Annotated in this window: 16 protein-coding genes; 13 read left to right on the forward strand and 3 right to left on the reverse strand. The window is 73.4% G+C overall.

Features of this window, described 5'->3' with window-relative positions; genetic code table 11:
* Nucleotides 1-8: 8 nt before the first annotated feature.
* On the reverse strand, nucleotides 9-704 hold the full coding sequence (gene nucS / locus J3P30_RS05980) for an endonuclease NucS (RefSeq protein ID WP_210480030.1): 696 nt from the start codon (nucleotides 702-704) through the stop codon (nucleotides 9-11).
* A 9-nt stretch (nucleotides 705-713) separates the two neighbouring features.
* On the reverse strand, nucleotides 714-1,943 hold the full coding sequence (locus J3P30_RS05985) for an MFS transporter (protein WP_210480031.1): 1,230 nt from the start codon (nucleotides 1,941-1,943) through the stop codon (nucleotides 714-716).
* A 57-nt stretch (nucleotides 1,944-2,000) separates the two neighbouring features.
* On the opposite strand from J3P30_RS05985, the gene J3P30_RS05990 reads away from it, so the two are divergent.
* Together J3P30_RS05990 and J3P30_RS05995 are read left to right on the forward strand one after the other, a co-directional pair.
* Nucleotides 2,001-3,980, forward strand: a complete 1,980-nt coding sequence (locus tag J3P30_RS05990) for a M13 family metallopeptidase (protein ID WP_210480032.1) — start codon at nucleotides 2,001-2,003, stop codon at nucleotides 3,978-3,980.
* On the forward strand, nucleotides 3,977-4,873 hold the full coding sequence (locus J3P30_RS05995) for a serine hydrolase (protein ID WP_307807415.1): 897 nt from the start codon (nucleotides 3,977-3,979) through the stop codon (nucleotides 4,871-4,873). The genes J3P30_RS05990 and J3P30_RS05995 overlap by 4 nt, the downstream gene beginning before the upstream one ends.
* Before the next feature lie 94 nt (nucleotides 4,874-4,967).
* Here the strand turns inward: J3P30_RS05995 and J3P30_RS06000 are convergent, their stop codons facing one another.
* Complete coding sequence (locus J3P30_RS06000) at nucleotides 4,968-6,230, reverse strand: glutamyl-tRNA reductase (protein ID WP_210480033.1); 1,263 nt, start codon at nucleotides 6,228-6,230, stop codon at nucleotides 4,968-4,970.
* Nucleotides 6,231-6,305: 75 nt separating this feature from the next.
* Between J3P30_RS06000 and hemE the strand changes: the two genes are divergently transcribed.
* The 11 genes from hemE to hemL all read left to right on the forward strand — a co-directional run bounded on the left by hemE (nucleotide 6,306) and on the right by hemL (nucleotide 15,836).
* Complete coding sequence (hemE, locus tag J3P30_RS06005; RefSeq protein ID WP_307807416.1) at nucleotides 6,306-7,373, forward strand: uroporphyrinogen decarboxylase; 1,068 nt, start codon at nucleotides 6,306-6,308, stop codon at nucleotides 7,371-7,373.
* Nucleotides 7,370-8,707, forward strand: a complete 1,338-nt coding sequence (locus tag J3P30_RS06010; RefSeq protein WP_210480035.1) for an NAD(P)/FAD-dependent oxidoreductase — start codon at nucleotides 7,370-7,372, stop codon at nucleotides 8,705-8,707. The genes hemE and J3P30_RS06010 overlap by 4 nt, the downstream gene beginning before the upstream one ends.
* 95 nt (nucleotides 8,708-8,802) lie before the next feature.
* Nucleotides 8,803-9,240 (forward strand): YtxH domain-containing protein, encoded by a 438-nt coding sequence (locus J3P30_RS06015; RefSeq protein ID WP_210480036.1) that lies wholly within the window; start codon nucleotides 8,803-8,805, stop codon nucleotides 9,238-9,240.
* Nucleotides 9,237-9,713 (forward strand): phage holin family protein, encoded by a 477-nt coding sequence (locus J3P30_RS06020; RefSeq protein WP_210480037.1) that lies wholly within the window; start codon nucleotides 9,237-9,239, stop codon nucleotides 9,711-9,713. The genes J3P30_RS06015 and J3P30_RS06020 overlap by 4 nt, the downstream gene beginning before the upstream one ends.
* A complete protein-coding gene (locus J3P30_RS06025) occupies nucleotides 9,703-9,975 on the forward strand; it encodes a DUF3618 domain-containing protein (RefSeq protein ID WP_210480038.1) in 273 nt (90 codons plus the stop codon). The genes J3P30_RS06020 and J3P30_RS06025 overlap by 11 nt, the downstream gene beginning before the upstream one ends.
* Before the next feature lie 40 nt (nucleotides 9,976-10,015).
* A complete protein-coding gene (gene hemQ, locus J3P30_RS06030) occupies nucleotides 10,016-10,684 on the forward strand; it encodes a hydrogen peroxide-dependent heme synthase (RefSeq protein ID WP_210480039.1) in 669 nt (222 codons plus the stop codon).
* Entirely contained in the window at nucleotides 10,681-11,844 is a 1,164-nt protein-coding gene (locus J3P30_RS06035; RefSeq protein WP_210480040.1) for a ferrochelatase, read from the forward strand. The genes hemQ and J3P30_RS06035 overlap by 4 nt, the downstream gene beginning before the upstream one ends.
* The gene (gene hemC, locus J3P30_RS06040; protein WP_210480041.1) at nucleotides 11,841-12,773 is read left to right on the forward strand and encodes a hydroxymethylbilane synthase; all 933 of its coding nucleotides are present in this window, start codon (nucleotides 11,841-11,843) and stop codon (nucleotides 12,771-12,773) included. The genes J3P30_RS06035 and hemC overlap by 4 nt, the downstream gene beginning before the upstream one ends.
* Nucleotides 12,770-13,543: a uroporphyrinogen-III synthase gene (locus J3P30_RS06045; RefSeq protein ID WP_210480042.1), complete on the forward strand. Its 774-nt coding sequence runs from the start codon at nucleotides 12,770-12,772 to the stop codon at nucleotides 13,541-13,543. The genes hemC and J3P30_RS06045 overlap by 4 nt, the downstream gene beginning before the upstream one ends.
* Nucleotides 13,540-14,517: a porphobilinogen synthase gene (hemB, locus tag J3P30_RS06050; RefSeq protein WP_210480043.1), complete on the forward strand. Its 978-nt coding sequence runs from the start codon at nucleotides 13,540-13,542 to the stop codon at nucleotides 14,515-14,517. The genes J3P30_RS06045 and hemB overlap by 4 nt, the downstream gene beginning before the upstream one ends.
* Nucleotides 14,514-15,836: a glutamate-1-semialdehyde 2,1-aminomutase gene (gene hemL / locus J3P30_RS06055; protein WP_210480044.1), complete on the forward strand. Its 1,323-nt coding sequence runs from the start codon at nucleotides 14,514-14,516 to the stop codon at nucleotides 15,834-15,836. The genes hemB and hemL overlap by 4 nt, the downstream gene beginning before the upstream one ends.
* Nucleotides 15,837-15,853 lie beyond the last annotated feature (17 nt).

Raw genomic sequence — 15,853 nt, forward strand, 5'->3', positions numbered from 1 at the left:
GCGGTTGCTCAGAACAGGCGGGCGTGCACGTCGTCCATCCCGCGCATCGCGTCGTAGTCCAGGACGAGGCACCGGATGCCGCGGTCCTGCGCGAGCGTGCGCGCCTGGGGCTTGATCTCCTGCGCGGCGAACACACCGGAGACCGGCGCGAGGTGCGGATCGCGGTTCATCAGCTCCAGATAGCGCGTGAGCTGCTCGACACCGTCGATCTCGCCCCGGCGCTTGATCTCCACCGCCACCGACCGGCCGTCGCCGTCCCGGGCGAGGATGTCGACGGGGCCGATGGCCGTCATGTACTCCCGGCGGACCAGGGTGTGACCGTCCCCGAGCAGCTCGATCTGCTCCGCCAGCAGCTTCTGCAGGTCCGCCTCGACGCCGTCCTTGACGAGCCCGGGATCGACGCCGAGCTCGTGGGACGAGTCGGAGAGAACCTCGTGCAGCGAGACGACGAGCAGGTCGTTCGTCTTGGCGTGCGTCACGGTCCACAGCTCGGTGACGCCGGCCGCGCGCTGCTCGTCGTCCGGCTCGGCGACCACGAGCGAGCAGGGCGGGCTCATCCAGTTGAGGGGCTTGTAGGAGCCGCCGTCCGAGTGGACGAGCACCGAGCCGTCGGCCTTCACCATGAGCACGCGTGTCGCGAGCGGGAGGTGGGCGCTCAACCGGCCGGCGTAGTCGACGGAGCAGCGGGCGACGACCAGGCGCATCCGTCGATGCTAACCGCGCTCGGCGCCGGGCTTGGCTCCGACAGGCGCCGAACGGCGCTCCCGCGCGGAGCCCGCCACCAGACCCGAGACCGCGACGAGGACGAGCACGGTCGAGAGGGCGAGCAGCAGGCCGACCTGGTCGGCGAGGACACCGATGACGGGCGGTCCGGCGAGGAACGCCAGGTAGGCGATGGTCGCCACCGCGCTGACCCGGGCGGCCGCCTGCCGGGGGTCGTCGCCGGCCGCCGACATGCCGACGGGGAAACCGAGCGCCGCGCCAAGACCCCAGAGGACCGAGCCCGCGACGGCGAGCCAGGGCACCGGGACGAAGACGATGAGCGCGAGACCGGCGACCGCGAGCAGCGCGGACGCGCGCAGGACCGGGACCCGGCCGAAGCGGTCGAGGAGGACGGTGCCGCCCAGCCGCCCGACGGTCATCGACACGAGGAAGACGCCGAGCACGACAGCGCCCGCGGCGTTGTCGAAGCCGTGGCCGTCCACCATGGCGAGCGGCAGCCAGTCGTTCGCCGACCCCTCCGCGAACGCCATGCCGAGGACGAGCACCCCGACCACGAGCGTCCGCGGCTCCAGCCAGACGGCGAGCCGACTCCGCCAGGTCTCGGCGGGTGCGTCGTGAGCGGGCTCCGGCTCGTCGTGGCGCTCCGACTGGTAGAACCGGACCGTGACGGCGATCGCGACCGCGATCAGGATCGCGACGACCGACATGTGCAGGAGGACCGGGACCGCGGCGGCCTCCGCGAGCGCGCCGATCCCGACGCCGAGGACCGTGCCGCCGCTGAACATCGCGTGGAACAGCGGCATGACGGTGCGGCCGAGCGCGCGCTCGTTCGCGGTCCCGGCGACGTTCATGGCGACGTCGCACACGCCGTTCCCCAGCCCGAACACCACGAGCCCGGCGAAGCACAGGAGCGGACTGCCGAGGGCGGCTCCGATGCCGGCCAGCGGGAGGCCGAGCGCGCCGACGGCGAGACTCGCGAGGACCGACCGGGCGGTGCCGATGGCGGCGATGATGTGGCTCGAGGCGGTGAGTCCGGCGATCGACCCCGCCGCGATCCCGAACAGGACGAAGCCGAGCGTCCCGGTGGACACCTGCAACTCGTCGCGGACGGCGGGCACCCGCGACAGCCACGTCGCGACCGCGAGGCCCGAGAGGGCGAACGTGACGAACACGGCGTTGCGCCACGCCGTCACCTGGCCCCGGGTCAGGGGAGAGCTCACCCCTTCACGCTAGTCAGCACCGGGGGATGGCGGAGGCGCCGAATAGGCTGGTGAGCCATGACCGACAACGCTCCCGCCCTGTCCTCCGGCATCGCCCTCGAGGAGCTCGACCCGGCCATCCGACCGCAGGACGACCTGTTCCGGCACGTGAACGGCCGCTGGATCGAGCGCACCGAGATCCCGTCGGACCGGGCGCGGTACGGCTCGTTCTACGTCCTCGCCGAGGAGGCCGAGAAGGCGGTCCGCGAGATCGTCACCGAGGCGCAGCAGGCGGAGCCGGGGACGGAGGAGCGCAAGCTGGGCGACCTCTTCGCGAGCTTCCTCGACGAGGAGCGCGTCGAGCAGCTCGGGACGGCGCCTCTCGAGGACGTCCTCGCCGCGGCACGCGCCGTCGACTCGATCCCGGCGCTGCTCGAGACCGTCGGTCGTCTGGAGCGCCGCGGCGCGCCGGGCTTCGTGCAGCTCTTCGTGGACAACGACCCGGGCAGTCCGGAACGGTACCTCGTCTTCATGGAGCAGGGCGGCCTCGGCCTGCCGGACGAGAGCTACTACCGCGAGGAGAAGTTCGCGGAGATCCGCGAGGCCTATCTGGGGCACGTCGAGCGTCTCCTCGCACTGGCCGGGTTCGACGACGCCGCGGAGCGCGCGCGCTCGGTGCTCGAGCTGGAGACCGCGATCGCCGCCGCGCACTGGGACAACGTCCGGACTCGCGACAGCCAGGCCACCTACAACCTGCGCACCTGGGCGGACGCCGCGGGGCTCGTCTCGACCGGCGGCGGCGCCGACCTCTCGATCTGGCTGACGGGTCTCGGCGCACCCGCGGGGGCCCTCGACGAGGTGGTCGTGCGGGAGCCGAGCTTCCTCGAGGGCCTCGGCGCCCTCCTCGTGGAGGAGCGGCTCGAGGCGTGGCGCAACTGGCTCGCCTGGCAGCTCGTGCACCAGGCCGCTCCCTACCTCCCGTCCGTCTTCGTCGAGGAGAACTTCGACTTCTACGGCCGCACCCTCACCGGCACCCCCGAGCTGCGGGCGCGCTGGAAGCGGGGCGTCTCGCTCGTCGAGGGCTCGATGGGCGAGGCCGTGGGCAAGGTGTACGTGGAGCGGCACTTCCCGCCTGCGGCGAAGGAGGCGATGGACGCCCTCGTCGCGAACCTGGTGGAGGCGTACCGCCGCTCGATCGAGTCCCTCGACTGGATGGGCGAGGACACGCGACGGCGTGCCCTCGACAAGCTCGAGAAGTTCACCCCCAAGATCGGCTACCCCGTGAAGTGGCGGGACTACTCGCCGCTGCAGATCGACGCCGCCGACCTCCTCGGCAACGTGCGCCGCGCCTCCGAGTACGAGTTCGACCGGGAGCTCGGGAAGATCGGCAGGCCGCTCGACCGTGACGAGTGGTTCATGACGCCGCAGACGGTCAACGCGTACTACAACCCCGGGTTCAACGAGATCGTCTTCCCGGCGGCCATCCTGCAGTACCCCTTCTTCACCCCGGACCGGGATCCCGCCGCCAACTACGGCGCCATCGGCGCCGTGATCGGGCACGAGATCGGCCACGGGTTCGACGACCAGGGCTCGCGCTTCGACGGCGACGGCCGCCTCACCGACTGGTGGACACCCGAGGACCGGGCCGCGTTCGAGCAGCGTGCTGCCGTCCTCATCGAGCAGTACAGCCGGCTCGCGCCCAAGCAGGTGCCCGACCACAAGGTCAACGGAGCGCTCACCGTGGGCGAGAACATCGGCGACCTCGGCGGCCTCGGCATCGCCTGGAAGGCCTACGTGCTGTCCCTGGACGGCCAGGAGCCGCCCGTCGTGGACGGGCTCACCGGCGCGGAGCGCTTCTTCCTCTCCTGGGCTCAGGCCTGGCAGATGAAGGCACGCGACGAGGAGGTCATCCGGCTCCTCACGATCGACCCGCACTCGCCGAGCGAGTTCCGCTGCAACCAGATCGTGCGCAACCTCGCGCCGTTCTACGACGCGTTCCGGGTCACACCCGCCGACGCGCTGTGGCTGGACCCTGCGGAGCGTGTCACGATCTGGTGATCACGGACAGCACGCGACGCGGAGGACGAGGCCAGGGGTCGGGCCGGCACCGCGGCTTCGATGCGGCCGAGAACTTCGCCGCCGGCTTCAGCGCTCTGGCGGACGTCGCGCTCGCGGGCGCCAAGGTGTCCGCACGGGCGATCGACCTCCTGAGCGGGCGGGTCCTGCTCTCGGTCGACGACACCGTCGTCCTGCCCACGGCGGACGTGGGGAAGCTGCTGCTCCTGCTCGAGGTCTCGGCCCGGCTCGGCAGCGGACTCGACTCCCGCTACGAGATCCTCGACCGGGAGCCGGAGGACGATTCCGCGACCGCGGGCATCTGGCAGCACCTGTCGGCTCCGTCGTTCCCGCTCGCCGACCTCGCCGCGCTCGTCGGATCGACGAGGGACAGCATGGCGACGAACGCCCTCCTGCGGCGAGTGGGACTCGAGGCCGTGTGGCGGCGGGCGGAGTCGCTCGGCATCCGCAAGACGGCCCTCCTCGACCGGGTGCGCGACCGTCGCGGTCCCGACGACGCCCCGCAGCTCTCGGTGGGGGCGGCCGACGAGCTCACCTGGCTGATGTCCGGGATCGCGCGCGGCGAGATCGTCGACGCCGCCACCAGCTACCGGGTGGCCGACTGGCTCGCCCTCGGCATGGACCTCTCGATGGTCGCCAGCGCCTTCGGGCTGGACCCGCTCGCCCACACCCGGTCGGATCACGGCCTCGCCCTGTTCAACATCACCGGATCGGAGCCGGGCGTGCGGGCGGAGGCGGGCGTGCTCCGCGGGCCGCGCGCGGGAGTGTCGTACGCCGTGACGCTGGTGTTCCCGGATCGTCGTCTCCCGGACCGCCTCGGCGCCCTGGGCGCGATGCGGACCCTCGGCATCGACCTGCTCGAGTACGTCCACTAGCACTCAACAGGCGGAATCGCCGCCAACAGCAGGACACGCCGCCCGCCGGCCTGTTGGAGTCAGAAGTGCCTGTTGAGCGCGAGGGAGAGCGGGGTCAGCCGGCCTCGGAGGCCCGGCCGCGCTCCTCCTCGTCGAGCCCCGTCCCGAGGTCGAACAGCGTGTTGAGGGCGTCGACGACGCGCTCGCCCTGACCGGCGCGCGCCAGATCCTTCGCCCGCTGGGTCGGCTGGTGCACCAGCACGCTCACCAGATGGCGCAGCGCACGCTCGGTCGTCTGGTCCCGCAGCCCGCGCTCGCCGAGGCGCGCGAGCTCGGCCTCGAGGATCCCGAAGACGTGGGTCCGGAACGCGACGACCGCGGACGTGACCTGGTGCTCGCTGCTCTCCGCGGTGAACTGGGCGGCCGCGCGGCCGACCAGGTCCCGCGCCTCGTCCGGCGCGGCCAGCTCGCTCAGCGGGGCGTGCAGGCGGATCGTCTCGAGGTCGAGGAGCTCCACGCCGGGGAGCTCGCCGACGCGCGGGTCGACGTTCCGGGGCAGGCCGAGGTCGATCACGAAGAGGGGACCGGTGGCCTGACGCGCGGCGACCAGCTCCGGGGTGAGCACGTACGTGCTGGCGCCGCTGCAGGTGACCACGACGGTCGCGGTCTCGAGGGCGGACCGCAGATCGCGGATCGGCCGCACTCCCTCCCGGGTGGCGAAGCGCGAGGCGCGGCCCGACGGCGAGTAGACGGCGACCTCTCCGACGCCGCGGTCGCGCAGGGCGGCCAGGCTCGCGCCCGCGTAGGCGCCCGTCCCGACGAGGAGGACGTCCTGGTCGCGCCAGTCGGCGATGCGCGAGGAGGCGAGGTCGAGCGCCAGCCGGACGATCGACCGGCCGGCCCCGCCGAGTCCGGTCGTGTTCTGCACCTCGCGGGACGCGGTGGAGGCGCGCTGGAACAGCCGCTCGAGGTGCGTCGAGGTGGTGCCCTGGGCCCGTGCCCGCTCGAGCGCGCGCCGGACCTGGCCGGCGATCTCGCCCTCGCCGACGACGACCGACTCCAGTCCGCTCGACACGGCGAAGAGGTGCTCGGCGACCGCCGCGTCGGAGTGCACGACGACGGCCTCGCGCAGCCGGTCCCCGTCGACCCCGGTCAGCTCGGCGACGCGGCGGAGGGCCCGCTCGCTCTCGTCGGCGCGAGCGGAGCCGTCGACATCGAGGTAGGCCTCGAACCGGTTGCAGGTAGCGAGGACAACAGCTCCCTCGATGGAGGGGCTCGCCTCCACGAGCTCGGTGCCGAGGTCGGTCGCGCCGACGGACAGCCGCTCCAGGAGGTCGAAGGCCGCGGTGCGATGACTCGCGGAAAGACACAGGAGCACCCCAGAATTCTAGAGCCCCAGGCTGGGCGCCGGTTCCGAGCGGAGGCCGTGCCCCTGCGTGGAACACTGGGAGCCGTGCCTCTGCCCGCCAGCCATCCCCTCGTCGACGGGCGGACCTCCTCGTCGCCGCTCGTGTCCGCCTACCGCGGAACGCGCCAGCCGACCCCGCCGATCTGGTTCATGCGCCAGGCGGGACGCTCGCTCCCCGAGTACCGGGCGGTCCGCGAGGGGATCCCGATGCTCGAGTCCTGCCTGCGGCCGGAGCTCGCGAGCGAGATCACCCTGCAGCCCGTGCGCCGCCACGGCGTCGACGCCGCGGTGTTCTTCAGCGACATCGTGATCCCGCTGCTGCTGGCGGGAGTGAAGGTCGACATCGAGCCCGGGCGCGGACCGGTCATCGAGCAGCCGATCCGCACCGCCGGGGACGTTGCCCGTCTGCGCGACCTCGTCCTCGACCCGGAGGCGCTCGCCCCGGTCGCCGAGGCGGTCCGGCTCACGGTCGATGCGCTCGGCGGCACCCCGCTGATCGGCTTCGCCGGCGCTCCCTTCACTCTCGCGGCCTACCTCGTCGAGGGCGGCCCCTCGAAGGACCACCTGCGCGCACGGACCCTCATGCATGCCGATCCCTACGCCTGGCACGGTCTGCTCGAGTGGGCGGCCGACGCGTCGGGCGCGTTCCTCCGGGCCCAGCTGCTCGCGGGCGCGAGCGCCGGCCAGCTGTTCGACTCCTGGGCGGGCTCCCTCTCCCGCCGCGACTACGTCACCTCGGTGGCGTGGGCCTCCGCCCGTGTGCTCGACGCGGTCCGCGACCTCGGGGCGCCGCTCGTGCACTTCGGCGTCGGGACCGGTGAGATCCTCGGTGACCTGAGGTCGGCCGGCGCGGACGTGATCGGCGTGGACTGGCGCATCCCCCTCGACGAGGCGGCCCGCCGCGTCGGGCCCCTGCCGCTGCAGGGCAACATCGATCCCGCCATGCTCGCCGCGCCGTGGCCGGTCCTCGAGCGCCACGTCCTCGAGGTCGTCGAGCAGGGGAGAGCGGCTCCGGCGCACGTCCTCAACCTCGGCCACGGCGTGCCCCCCGAGGCGGACCCCGACGTGCTCACGCGCCTCGTCTCCTTCGTGCACTCGCTGCCGCCGTCATGACGTCCGTCGTCGTGATCGGGGGTGGCGCGGCCGGCCTGGTCGCGGCGCGCTCCGCGGTGCTCGCGGGCGCCGAGGTCACCCTCCTCGAGGCGACGGACCGGCTCGGCGGCGCCGTGGCGAGCGAGGAGGTCGGCGGCGTCCGGCTGGACACCGGGGCCGAGAGCATCGCGGCCCGCGGCAGGACCGCGCTCGACCTGTTCGCGGCCCTCGGGCTCGAGCCCGTGTCGCCGGCGGCGTCCGGCGCGTGGCTGCAGACCTCGGGCGGCCCGTTCCCGCTGCCCGCGGCCGGCATCCTCGGCATCCCCGGCTCGCCTCTCGCCGACGACGTGCGCGCGGTCCTCGGCGGCCGCGCGGCGCTGCGCGCCTGGCTCGACAGCGTCCTGCCCGTCCTGACCATCGGCAGGGAGACCAACCTGGGCCGGCTGGTGCGCCGGCGCATGGGCTCCGCGGTCCTCGACACGCTCGTGACCCCGGTCGTCCGGAACGTGTACGCGGTCGACCCCGGCGAGGCCGACGTGGAGGCCCTCGCGCCGGGACTCAACGGCGCCCTCACCCGCTCCGGGTCGCTCTCGTCGGCGGTCCTGCAGCTGCGCGCCTCCGCGCCGGCGGGATCGGCGGTGCGGGGCCTCGACGGCGGCATGGCCACCCTGGTGGACGCCCTCGAGCGGGATCTCGACCGCTTCGGCGTGCGGGTCCTCCGATCGACTCCCGCGACGGCCCTCACCCGGGAACCGGGCGGCTGGCGGGTGGAGACCCCGAGCGGGCCGCAGGTCGCTGACCGCGTCATCCTCGCCGGTTCCGGCGCGTCCGCCCGGCGGCTCCTGGCGCCCCTCCTGCCGGGCCTGCTGGAGGACTGGCCGGCGGCCCACCGCACGACGGTCGTGACGCTGGTGGTCGACGCCCCGGTCCTCGACGAGGCGCCGCGGGGATCGGGTGTCCTCGTCGCGGACGGGGTGCCCGGGGTGCGCGCCGGGGCGCTCACCCATGCGTCGGCGAAGTGGCCGTGGCTGGCCGCCCGCCTGCCGGCCGGACGGCACGTCCTCCGGCTGAGCTATCGAGGGGATGCCGCGGAGGGAACCGGGGCGGAGGAGGCGCTCGCGGACGCCGCGCGCCTGCTCGGCCGGGAGCCCTGGGAGCTGACCGTGGTCGGCTCCGCCGTGACGCCCTGGACTCAGGAGAGCCAGCGTGCCCTGATCGGCATGCGTTCCCGGATCGAGGACGTGCGGGCTGCGGTCGCGGAGATCCCCGGGCTCGAGGTCGCCGGAGCCTGGGTCGCGGGCACCGGTCTGGCGTCCGTTCTCGCCGACGGCGACCGCGCCGGCCGGGCCGTTTGACCCCCGGCGCCCGCCCTGTCAACCCGCCCGACGGGCCCTGAGGCGATGCCGCTACTCTGAGGGAACTCGCCTATTTCGTTCGGATCGGAGCGGTCATGAAGAACAAGCTGGTGTTCGTCACAGGAGCTGCGGTCGGGTACGTCCTCGGTGCCCGGGCGGGCCGGAAGCGCTACGAGCAGATCAAGGCCGGCGCCGACAAGTTCTGGAACAGCCCCGCGGTGCAGAAGCGGGTCGAGCAGGTCCAGGGCTTCGTCGACGACCACGCGCCCGACGTGCAGTCCAAGGTGACGGACGCCGGCAAGAAGGTCGTCGACCAGGTCACGAAGCGGACGACGCAGCGCTTCTCGCAGAAGGGCTCCTCGAGCTCGGGCTCCTCGGGCGGCACCGGCGCCACGGGTGCAGCCGGCGGCACCGGAGCCGCAGGCGACGGCGGCATCACCTCGGGCAACACCACCACCGGCACGACCGCGTCCGGCACGACCATCCCCGGCGCCTCGCAGCCGGGGGCGGGCGACCGGCCGCCCTTCGAGTGAGCAGCGGAGCCGTCCCGGTCCAGCCTCGGGGCGACGACACGAAGAGGGGAGCCGTCCCGGCGGCCTCCCGGGGCGACGACACCAAGAAGAAGTCGCTGATCCAACTTCTCGGTGACGTCCCCGGCCTGATCTCGCAGCTGATCCGCGCCGAGATCGAGCAGATCAAGAAGGAGCTCACCGACAAGCTCAAGAAGCTCGGGCTCGGCGCGGGGCTCTTCGCCGGCGCCGCGTTCTTCGGCTTCTTCGCCTTCGCGGTGTTCCTGACGACGGTGATCCTGGTCCTCGCCATCTGGCTGCCGGCCTGGCTCTCCGCCCTGATCGTCCTGGTCGTGCTCTTCGCGATCACGGCGGTGCTCGCGCTCCTCGGAGTGCGCGAGGTGAAGAAGGGCGTCCCGCCCGTGCCGCAGGACTCCCTGGAGAGCGTGAAGAACGACGTCCGAGCGATCAAGGGAATGGGGAAGTATGACCGGTGACGACTCGAACCTGAGCCACAAGGAGCGCCAGCTCGGGGAGCTGCGGTCGGACATCGAGTCGACCCGTGAGAAGCTCGCCGCGACCTTGGACGCCATCGAGGACAAGCTCAACGTGCCGCGCCAGGCCCAGCGCCTGTACGACCGCGGGCGCGAGGTGTTCGACACCACGATGAAGGAGAACCCCGTCGTCGTCTACGCCACGGCCGGAGCCGTGGCGCTCGGCGCGGCGAGCCTCGTCGTGTGGAGGATCGTCCGCCGCTGACCGCCCTCTCGTTTTTGCCCGCCTCCGCGGCGGGTGGAGAATGGAATCCATGACGTCCACCGCTTATGCGCTGTGGGCCGTGTTCCGACGCAATCCCTCGCACCCCGCTCCGGCGGGGGCTGCCGAGGAGATCGAGAACCTCGTCGCCGAGCTCTCCGCCGAGGGCATCACGGTGCGCGGCTTCTACGATGTGTCCTCGCTCCGCGCCGACGCCGACGTGATGGTCTGGATCGTCGGCTCCGCGGCCGAGGACCTGCAGATGGCGCTCCGCCAGCTGCGTCGCACGGCGCTGCTCTCGACCCTCCTGCCGACCTGGAACGCACTCGGGGTGCACCGCGAGGCCGAGTTCAGCGCCTCGCACGTGCCCGGCTTCCTGCGCGGTGAGCGCGCTCGGAACTGGCTGACGGTGTACCCGTTCGTGCGCTCCTACGACTGGTACGTGCTGCCGGAGGACGAGCGCAAGCGGATGCTCGCCGAGCACGGCCGGAAGGGCGCCGCCTACAAGTCGGTCGTCGCCAACACCGTCGCCGCCTTCGCGCTCGGCGACTACGAATGGATCCTGCCGATGGAGTCCGACATCCTCGTCGACCTCGTCGACATGATGCGCGACCTGAGGGCCACCGACGCGCGGATGCACGTCCGCGAGGAGGTGCCCTTCTTCACGGGACGCCTGATCGCGCCGTCCGAGCTCCCCGAGGTGCTCTCATGACCGAGCCGGTCCTCGCGGCGACCGAGGCGGCCGCGGGCGGTCCCGAGCACGTCGAGGTCCCGGTCGCGTACGACGCGATCCTCCTCGCGAGCTTCGGGGGACCCGAGGGTCAGGACGACGTCCTCCCGTTCCTCCGCAACGTCACCCGCGGGCGGGGCATCCCGGACGAGCGCCTGGAGGAGGTGGCTCACCACTACCGGGCGTTCGGCGGTGTCAGCCCGATCAACGACCAGAACCGGGAGCTGAAGGCCGCTCTCGAGCGCGAGCTCGCCCGTCGCGGCATCGACCTCCCGGTGCTGTGGGGGAACCGCAACTGGGCCCCGTACGTCGGTGACGCCCTCCGCGAGGCGGCCGAGGCGGGCCACCGCAAGCTCATCGCGATCGCGACCAGCGCCTACAGCTCCTACTCCAGCTGCCGCCAGTACCGCGAGGACATCGCCCGCGCCCTCGAGGAGACCGGGCTGCTCGGCACGCTGCAGGTCGACAAGGTCCGCCAGTTCTTCGACCACCCGGGCTTCGTCGAGCCGTTCGTCGAGGGTCTCCGCGACGGTCTCGCACGCATCGAGGAGGCGGTGCCCGGCATCGACATCGCCACCGAGGCGCACGTCCTCTTCGCCACGCACTCCATCCCCAGCGAGGATGCGCGGCGCTCGGGCCCGGCCGAGCGCGGCTTCGGGGAGGGCGGCGCCTACGCGGCCCAGCACCTCGCGGTGGCCGAGGTCGTCATGGCGGAGGCGGGACGCGGCGCGCCGTGGGACCTCGTCTACCAGTCGCGCAGCGGCCCGCCGAGCCAGCCCTGGCTGGAGCCGGACATCAACGACCGTCTCGAGGAGCTGGCCGGCACGGGCGTGCGGGCCGTCGTGATCGTGCCGCTCGGCTTCGTCAGCGACCACATGGAAGTGAAGTGGGACCTCGACACCGAGGCGCTCGAGACCGCGCGGGAGCAGGGGCTCGTGGCCGTCCGCGTTCCCACGCCCGGGGTGCACGAGCGGTACGTCTCGGGTCTCGTCGACCTCGTCCTCGAGCGCCGCGACGGCGTCCCGGCCGCGGAGCGTCCGGCTCGGACCGGGCTCGGCCCCTGGTACGACGTGTGCCGTCCCGGCTGCTGTGAGAACGTGCGGCTCGGCTTCAAGCCGGCCGTCGCCGGGCTGGCCCCGTGACGATCCGCGTCGGGACCCGGGGCAGCGCCCTGGCCCTCGCTCAAGCGGGCGGCGTGGCGGACGCACTGCGCCGAGCGAGCGGGTCGGAGGTCGAGCTCGTCCCCCTCGTCAGCGAGGGCGACGTCCGGACCGAGTCGCTGTCGCTCATCGGCGGCCGCGGCGTGTTCGCGGCCACGCTCCGGGTGGCGCTGCTCGAGGACCGTTGCGACGTCGTGGTGCATTCGCTCAAGGACCTGCCGACCGCTCCGGTGGAGGGGCTCGCGCTCGTCGCGGTTCCCGTCCGCGAGGACGCCCGCGACGTGCTGTGCTCGCGCGACGGCCGTGGGCTCGGCGACCTCCCGGAGGGCGCGCGCGTCGGCACCGGCTCGCCGCGGCGGATCGCCCAGCTGCGGGCGGCCCGTGCCGACCTCGACGTCGTGGACCTCCGCGGCAACGTCGACACTCGTCTGCGCCACGTCGAAAGCGGCCGTCTCGACGCGGTCGTCCTCGCCGCCGCCGGGCTCGGCCGCCTCGGGCGCGAGACGGAGATCGCCGAGGTGCTCCCGCTCGAGGAGTGGCCGACCGCTCCCGGTCAGGGCGCGCTCGCACTCGAGGTGCGGGTCGAGGACGCCCTGGGCACCGACCTCGCCCGCGCCGCTCGCGCACTGGCGGATGCGGACGCGGAGAACGGGGCGGCCGCCGAGCGCGAGGTCCTGCGCGGCCTCGGCGCGGGATGCACGGCGCCCGTCGCGGCGTCCAGCCGCATCGAGGACGGTGTCCTCTCCCTCTGGGCGGCCGTCTACCGCCCCGACGGATCCGCTGCGGTCCGCGGCGCCGTGACGCAGCCGCTCGACTCCGGCACCGCCGCCATGGATGCGGGGCTGCGGCTCGTGGAGCAGCTCTTCTCGGCGGGCGCCGCGGAGCTCGCTCCGCTCGGAGCGGGAGCATGAACGGCGGCAAGCCGCTGTCCGGCTGGCGTGTGCTGGTCCCCCGCGGCGGACCATGGGGACACGAGGTGGCCGCCGACCTCCGCGCCAAGGGCGCGTCGCCGATCGTGGCCCCGATGATCAACTTCGCGTCCACCGGGGATGCTCCCGCGCTAGAGGAGGCGCTGCGTCGGCTCTCGGCGGGCGAGTTCGACTGGATGACCGTGACCAGCGCCACGACCGTCGACGTGCTGTCCTCCCACCGAGTGGCGGTGCCGGAGCGCACCCGCATCGCCGCGGTCGGCGAGACGACGGCCGCCGCCCTCGTCGCCACCGGCTACCGCGTCGACTTCGTGCCGAGCGAGGATAACTCCGCCGCCGGGCTCCTCCGTGAGTGGTCGGAGATGCTCGACGGGCCCGGTCGGCAGCGCGTGCTCGCCCTGCGCTCCGACATCGCGAAGCCCGTGCTGACGGACGGACTCCGCGAGCTCGGTCACGACGTGGAGTCGGTGGTCGCCTACCGGACGGTCGGGGTGCCCGTGGACGAGGCCATCCGGAGAGACGTCGCGGAGGGCCGGGTGGACGCCATCCTCGTCACCTCCGGAAGCGTCGCCCACCAGGTGCAGCAGCAGCTCGGCCCGATCCCGGAGAGCACGCTTCTCGCCTGCATCGGGCCCCGCACCGCGGCCGACGCCCGGGCCGCCGGCCTCCGCGTGGACCTCGTGGCGGCGGAGCGCAGCGCCGAGTCCCTCATCCAGTCCCTCGTCGCCGCCGCCCTGGAGCGCCAGCAGTGAATCCCGTCCGTCCCCGCCGGCTCCGGGCGACGCCCGCCTTCCGCCGGCTCGTCGCCGAGACCCGCGTCGCGCCCGCGGAGCTCGTCCTGCCCATGTTCGTGCGCGAGGGCGCGGCCGAGCCGGTGCCGATCCGCTCCATGCCGGGGGTCGTCCAGCACTCGACGGACAGCTTCCGATCCGCGCTCGCCGCCGCGGCCGAGGCCGGGGTCGGCGGGGTCATGCTCTTCGGCGTCCCCGAGCGGCGCGACGCGGTCGGCAGCGGCGCGACCGACCCCGACGGGATCCTCAACGTCGCGACCCGGATCGCGGCCGAGGAGGTCGGGGACGCGCTCGTGGTCCAGACCGACCTCTGCCTGGACGAGTTCACCGACCACGGCCACTGCGGCGTGCTCGCCGACGACGGGTCCGTGGACAACGACGCGACGCTGCTCCGCTATCGCGAGATGGCGCTGGTGCAGGCCGAGAGCGGATCCCAGCTCCTGGGGCTGTCCGGGATGATGGACCACCAGGTCGCCGCGGTCCGCGAGGCGCTCGACGGCCGGGGCTACACCGGCACCGCGATCCTGGCCTACGCAGGGAAGTACGCGTCCGCCTTCTACGGGCCCTTCCGCGAGGCGGTCGACTCGCAGCTCAAGGGCGACCGCCGCACGTACCAGCTCGACCCTGCCAACCGCCGGGAGGGCGTCCGCGAGGCCGCGCTCGACGAGGCCGAGGGCGCCGACATCGTCATGGTGAAGCCGGCGTCCGTCTACCTGGACGTGCTCGCCGACGTGGCGGCCGTGTCGTCCATTCCGGTCTGGGCATATCAGGTGTCCGGTGAGTACGCGATGATCGAGGCCGCGGCCGCCAACGGCTGGATCGACCGTCGCCGGGCCGTCCTCGAGTCCCTCGTCGGGATCCGCCGGGCGGGAGCCGGGGCGGTGCTGACCTACTGGGCCGTCGAAGCGGCCCGCTGGCTCGCGGAGGAGCGATGAACGAGGAGCTCTTCGAGCGCGCTCAGCGCTCGATCCCCGGCGGTGTGAACTCCCCGGTGCGCGCCTTCGGATCGGTCGGCGGCACGCCGCGCTTCCTCGTGCGTGCCGCGGGGCCGTACGTCGTCGACAGCGAGGGCGCGGAGTACGTGGACCTCGTGGCGTCCTGGGGGCCGGCGATCCTCGGCCACGCGCACCCCGAGGTGGTCCGCGCCGTCCAGAGGGCGGCGGAGCAGGGACTGTCCTTCGGCGCGTCCACCCCTGCCGAGACGGAGCTCGCGGAGCTGATCATCGAGCGCGTCGCCGCGGCCGGCACAAGGCCCGTCGAGCGCGTGCGGCTCGTCTCGACCGGCACCGAGGCGACGATGACCGCGATCCGCCTGGCGCGCGGCGCGACCGGCCGCGACCTGCTCGTCAAGTTCTCCGGCCACTACCACGGGCACTCCGACGCCCTGCTCGCCGAGGCCGGCTCCGGTGTCGCGACGCTCGCGCTGCCGGGCTCGGCGGGGGTCCCCGCCGCGGTCGCCGCGAACACCCTGGTGCTGCCGTACAACGACGTCGCCGCTGTCGAGGCCGCGTTCGCCGAGCATGGCGACTCGATCGCCGCCGTCATCCTCGAGGCCGCCGCCGCCAACATGGGCGTGGTCCCCCCGGCCCCCGGGTTCAACGCCGAGGTCCACCGCATCGCGCGCGAGCACGGCGCTCTCGTGATCCTCGACGAGGTGCTCACCGGGTTCCGCGTCGGCGGCGCGGGCTGGTGGGGCCTCGAGAACAGCGACGGGGCGGAGTACACCCCGGACCTGTTCACCTTCGGGAAGGTCGTGGGCGGCGGGATGCCGCTCGCGGCGCTCGGAGGCCGGGCCGAGGTCATGGAGCTCCTCGCGCCCCGCGGACCCGTGTACCAGGCGGGAACGCTGTCCGGGAACCCGGTCGCCGTGGCGGCGGGCCTCACCACGCTGCGCCTCGCCGACGACGCCGTCTACTCGCACCTGGACGCGACGGCGGATCGCATCGCGGACGCCGTCTCGGCCGCCCTGTCGCTCGAGGGTGTCGCCCACGGCATCCAGCGGGCGGGCAGCCTCTTCAGCGTCGTCTTCGGCGACGCGCCCGCGCCCACCGACTACGCGGCCGTGAAGCGGCAGGAGGCGTGGCGGTACCCGCCGTTCTTCCACGCCATGCTGCGGCAGGGAGTCTCGCTGCCGCCGTCGGTGTACGAGGCCTGGTTCGTCACCGCGGCGCACGACGACGCCGCGCTCCAGCGGATCGATGCCGCGCTGCCGCATGCGGCACGTGCGGCGGCCGAGGCGGTCGCCCCCGAGTAGCCGGGAGACCTCGTTCC

Origin of the sequence: Naasia sp. SYSU D00948, from assembly GCF_017916515.1 — a bacterium.
Taxonomy (GTDB): domain Bacteria; phylum Actinomycetota; class Actinomycetes; order Actinomycetales; family Microbacteriaceae; genus Naasia.

What these genes read in the sequence shown, in the direction of transcription:
- J3P30_RS06015 (WP_210480036.1), top strand. Translation starts at nt 8,803, where the DNA reads ATGAAGAACAAGCTGGTGTTCGTCACAGGAGCTGCGGTCGGGTACGTC.
- hemQ (WP_210480039.1), top strand. Translation starts at nt 10,016, where the DNA reads ATGGAATCCATGACGTCCACCGCTTATGCGCTGTGGGCCGTGTTCCGA.
- J3P30_RS05990 (WP_210480032.1), top strand. Translation starts at nt 2,001, where the DNA reads ATGACCGACAACGCTCCCGCCCTGTCCTCCGGCATCGCCCTCGAGGAG.
- J3P30_RS06010 (WP_210480035.1), top strand. Translation starts at nt 7,370, where the DNA reads ATGACGTCCGTCGTCGTGATCGGGGGTGGCGCGGCCGGCCTGGTCGCG.
- J3P30_RS06045 (WP_210480042.1), top strand. Translation starts at nt 12,770, where the DNA reads ATGAACGGCGGCAAGCCGCTGTCCGGCTGGCGTGTGCTGGTCCCCCGC.
- J3P30_RS06025 (WP_210480038.1), top strand. Translation starts at nt 9,703, where the DNA reads ATGACCGGTGACGACTCGAACCTGAGCCACAAGGAGCGCCAGCTCGGG.
- hemL (WP_210480044.1), top strand. Translation starts at nt 14,514, where the DNA reads ATGAACGAGGAGCTCTTCGAGCGCGCTCAGCGCTCGATCCCCGGCGGT.
- nucS (WP_210480030.1), bottom strand. Translation starts at nt 704, where the DNA reads ATGCGCCTGGTCGTCGCCCGCTGCTCCGTCGACTACGCCGGCCGGTTG.
- J3P30_RS06035 (WP_210480040.1), top strand. Translation starts at nt 10,681, where the DNA reads ATGACCGAGCCGGTCCTCGCGGCGACCGAGGCGGCCGCGGGCGGTCCC.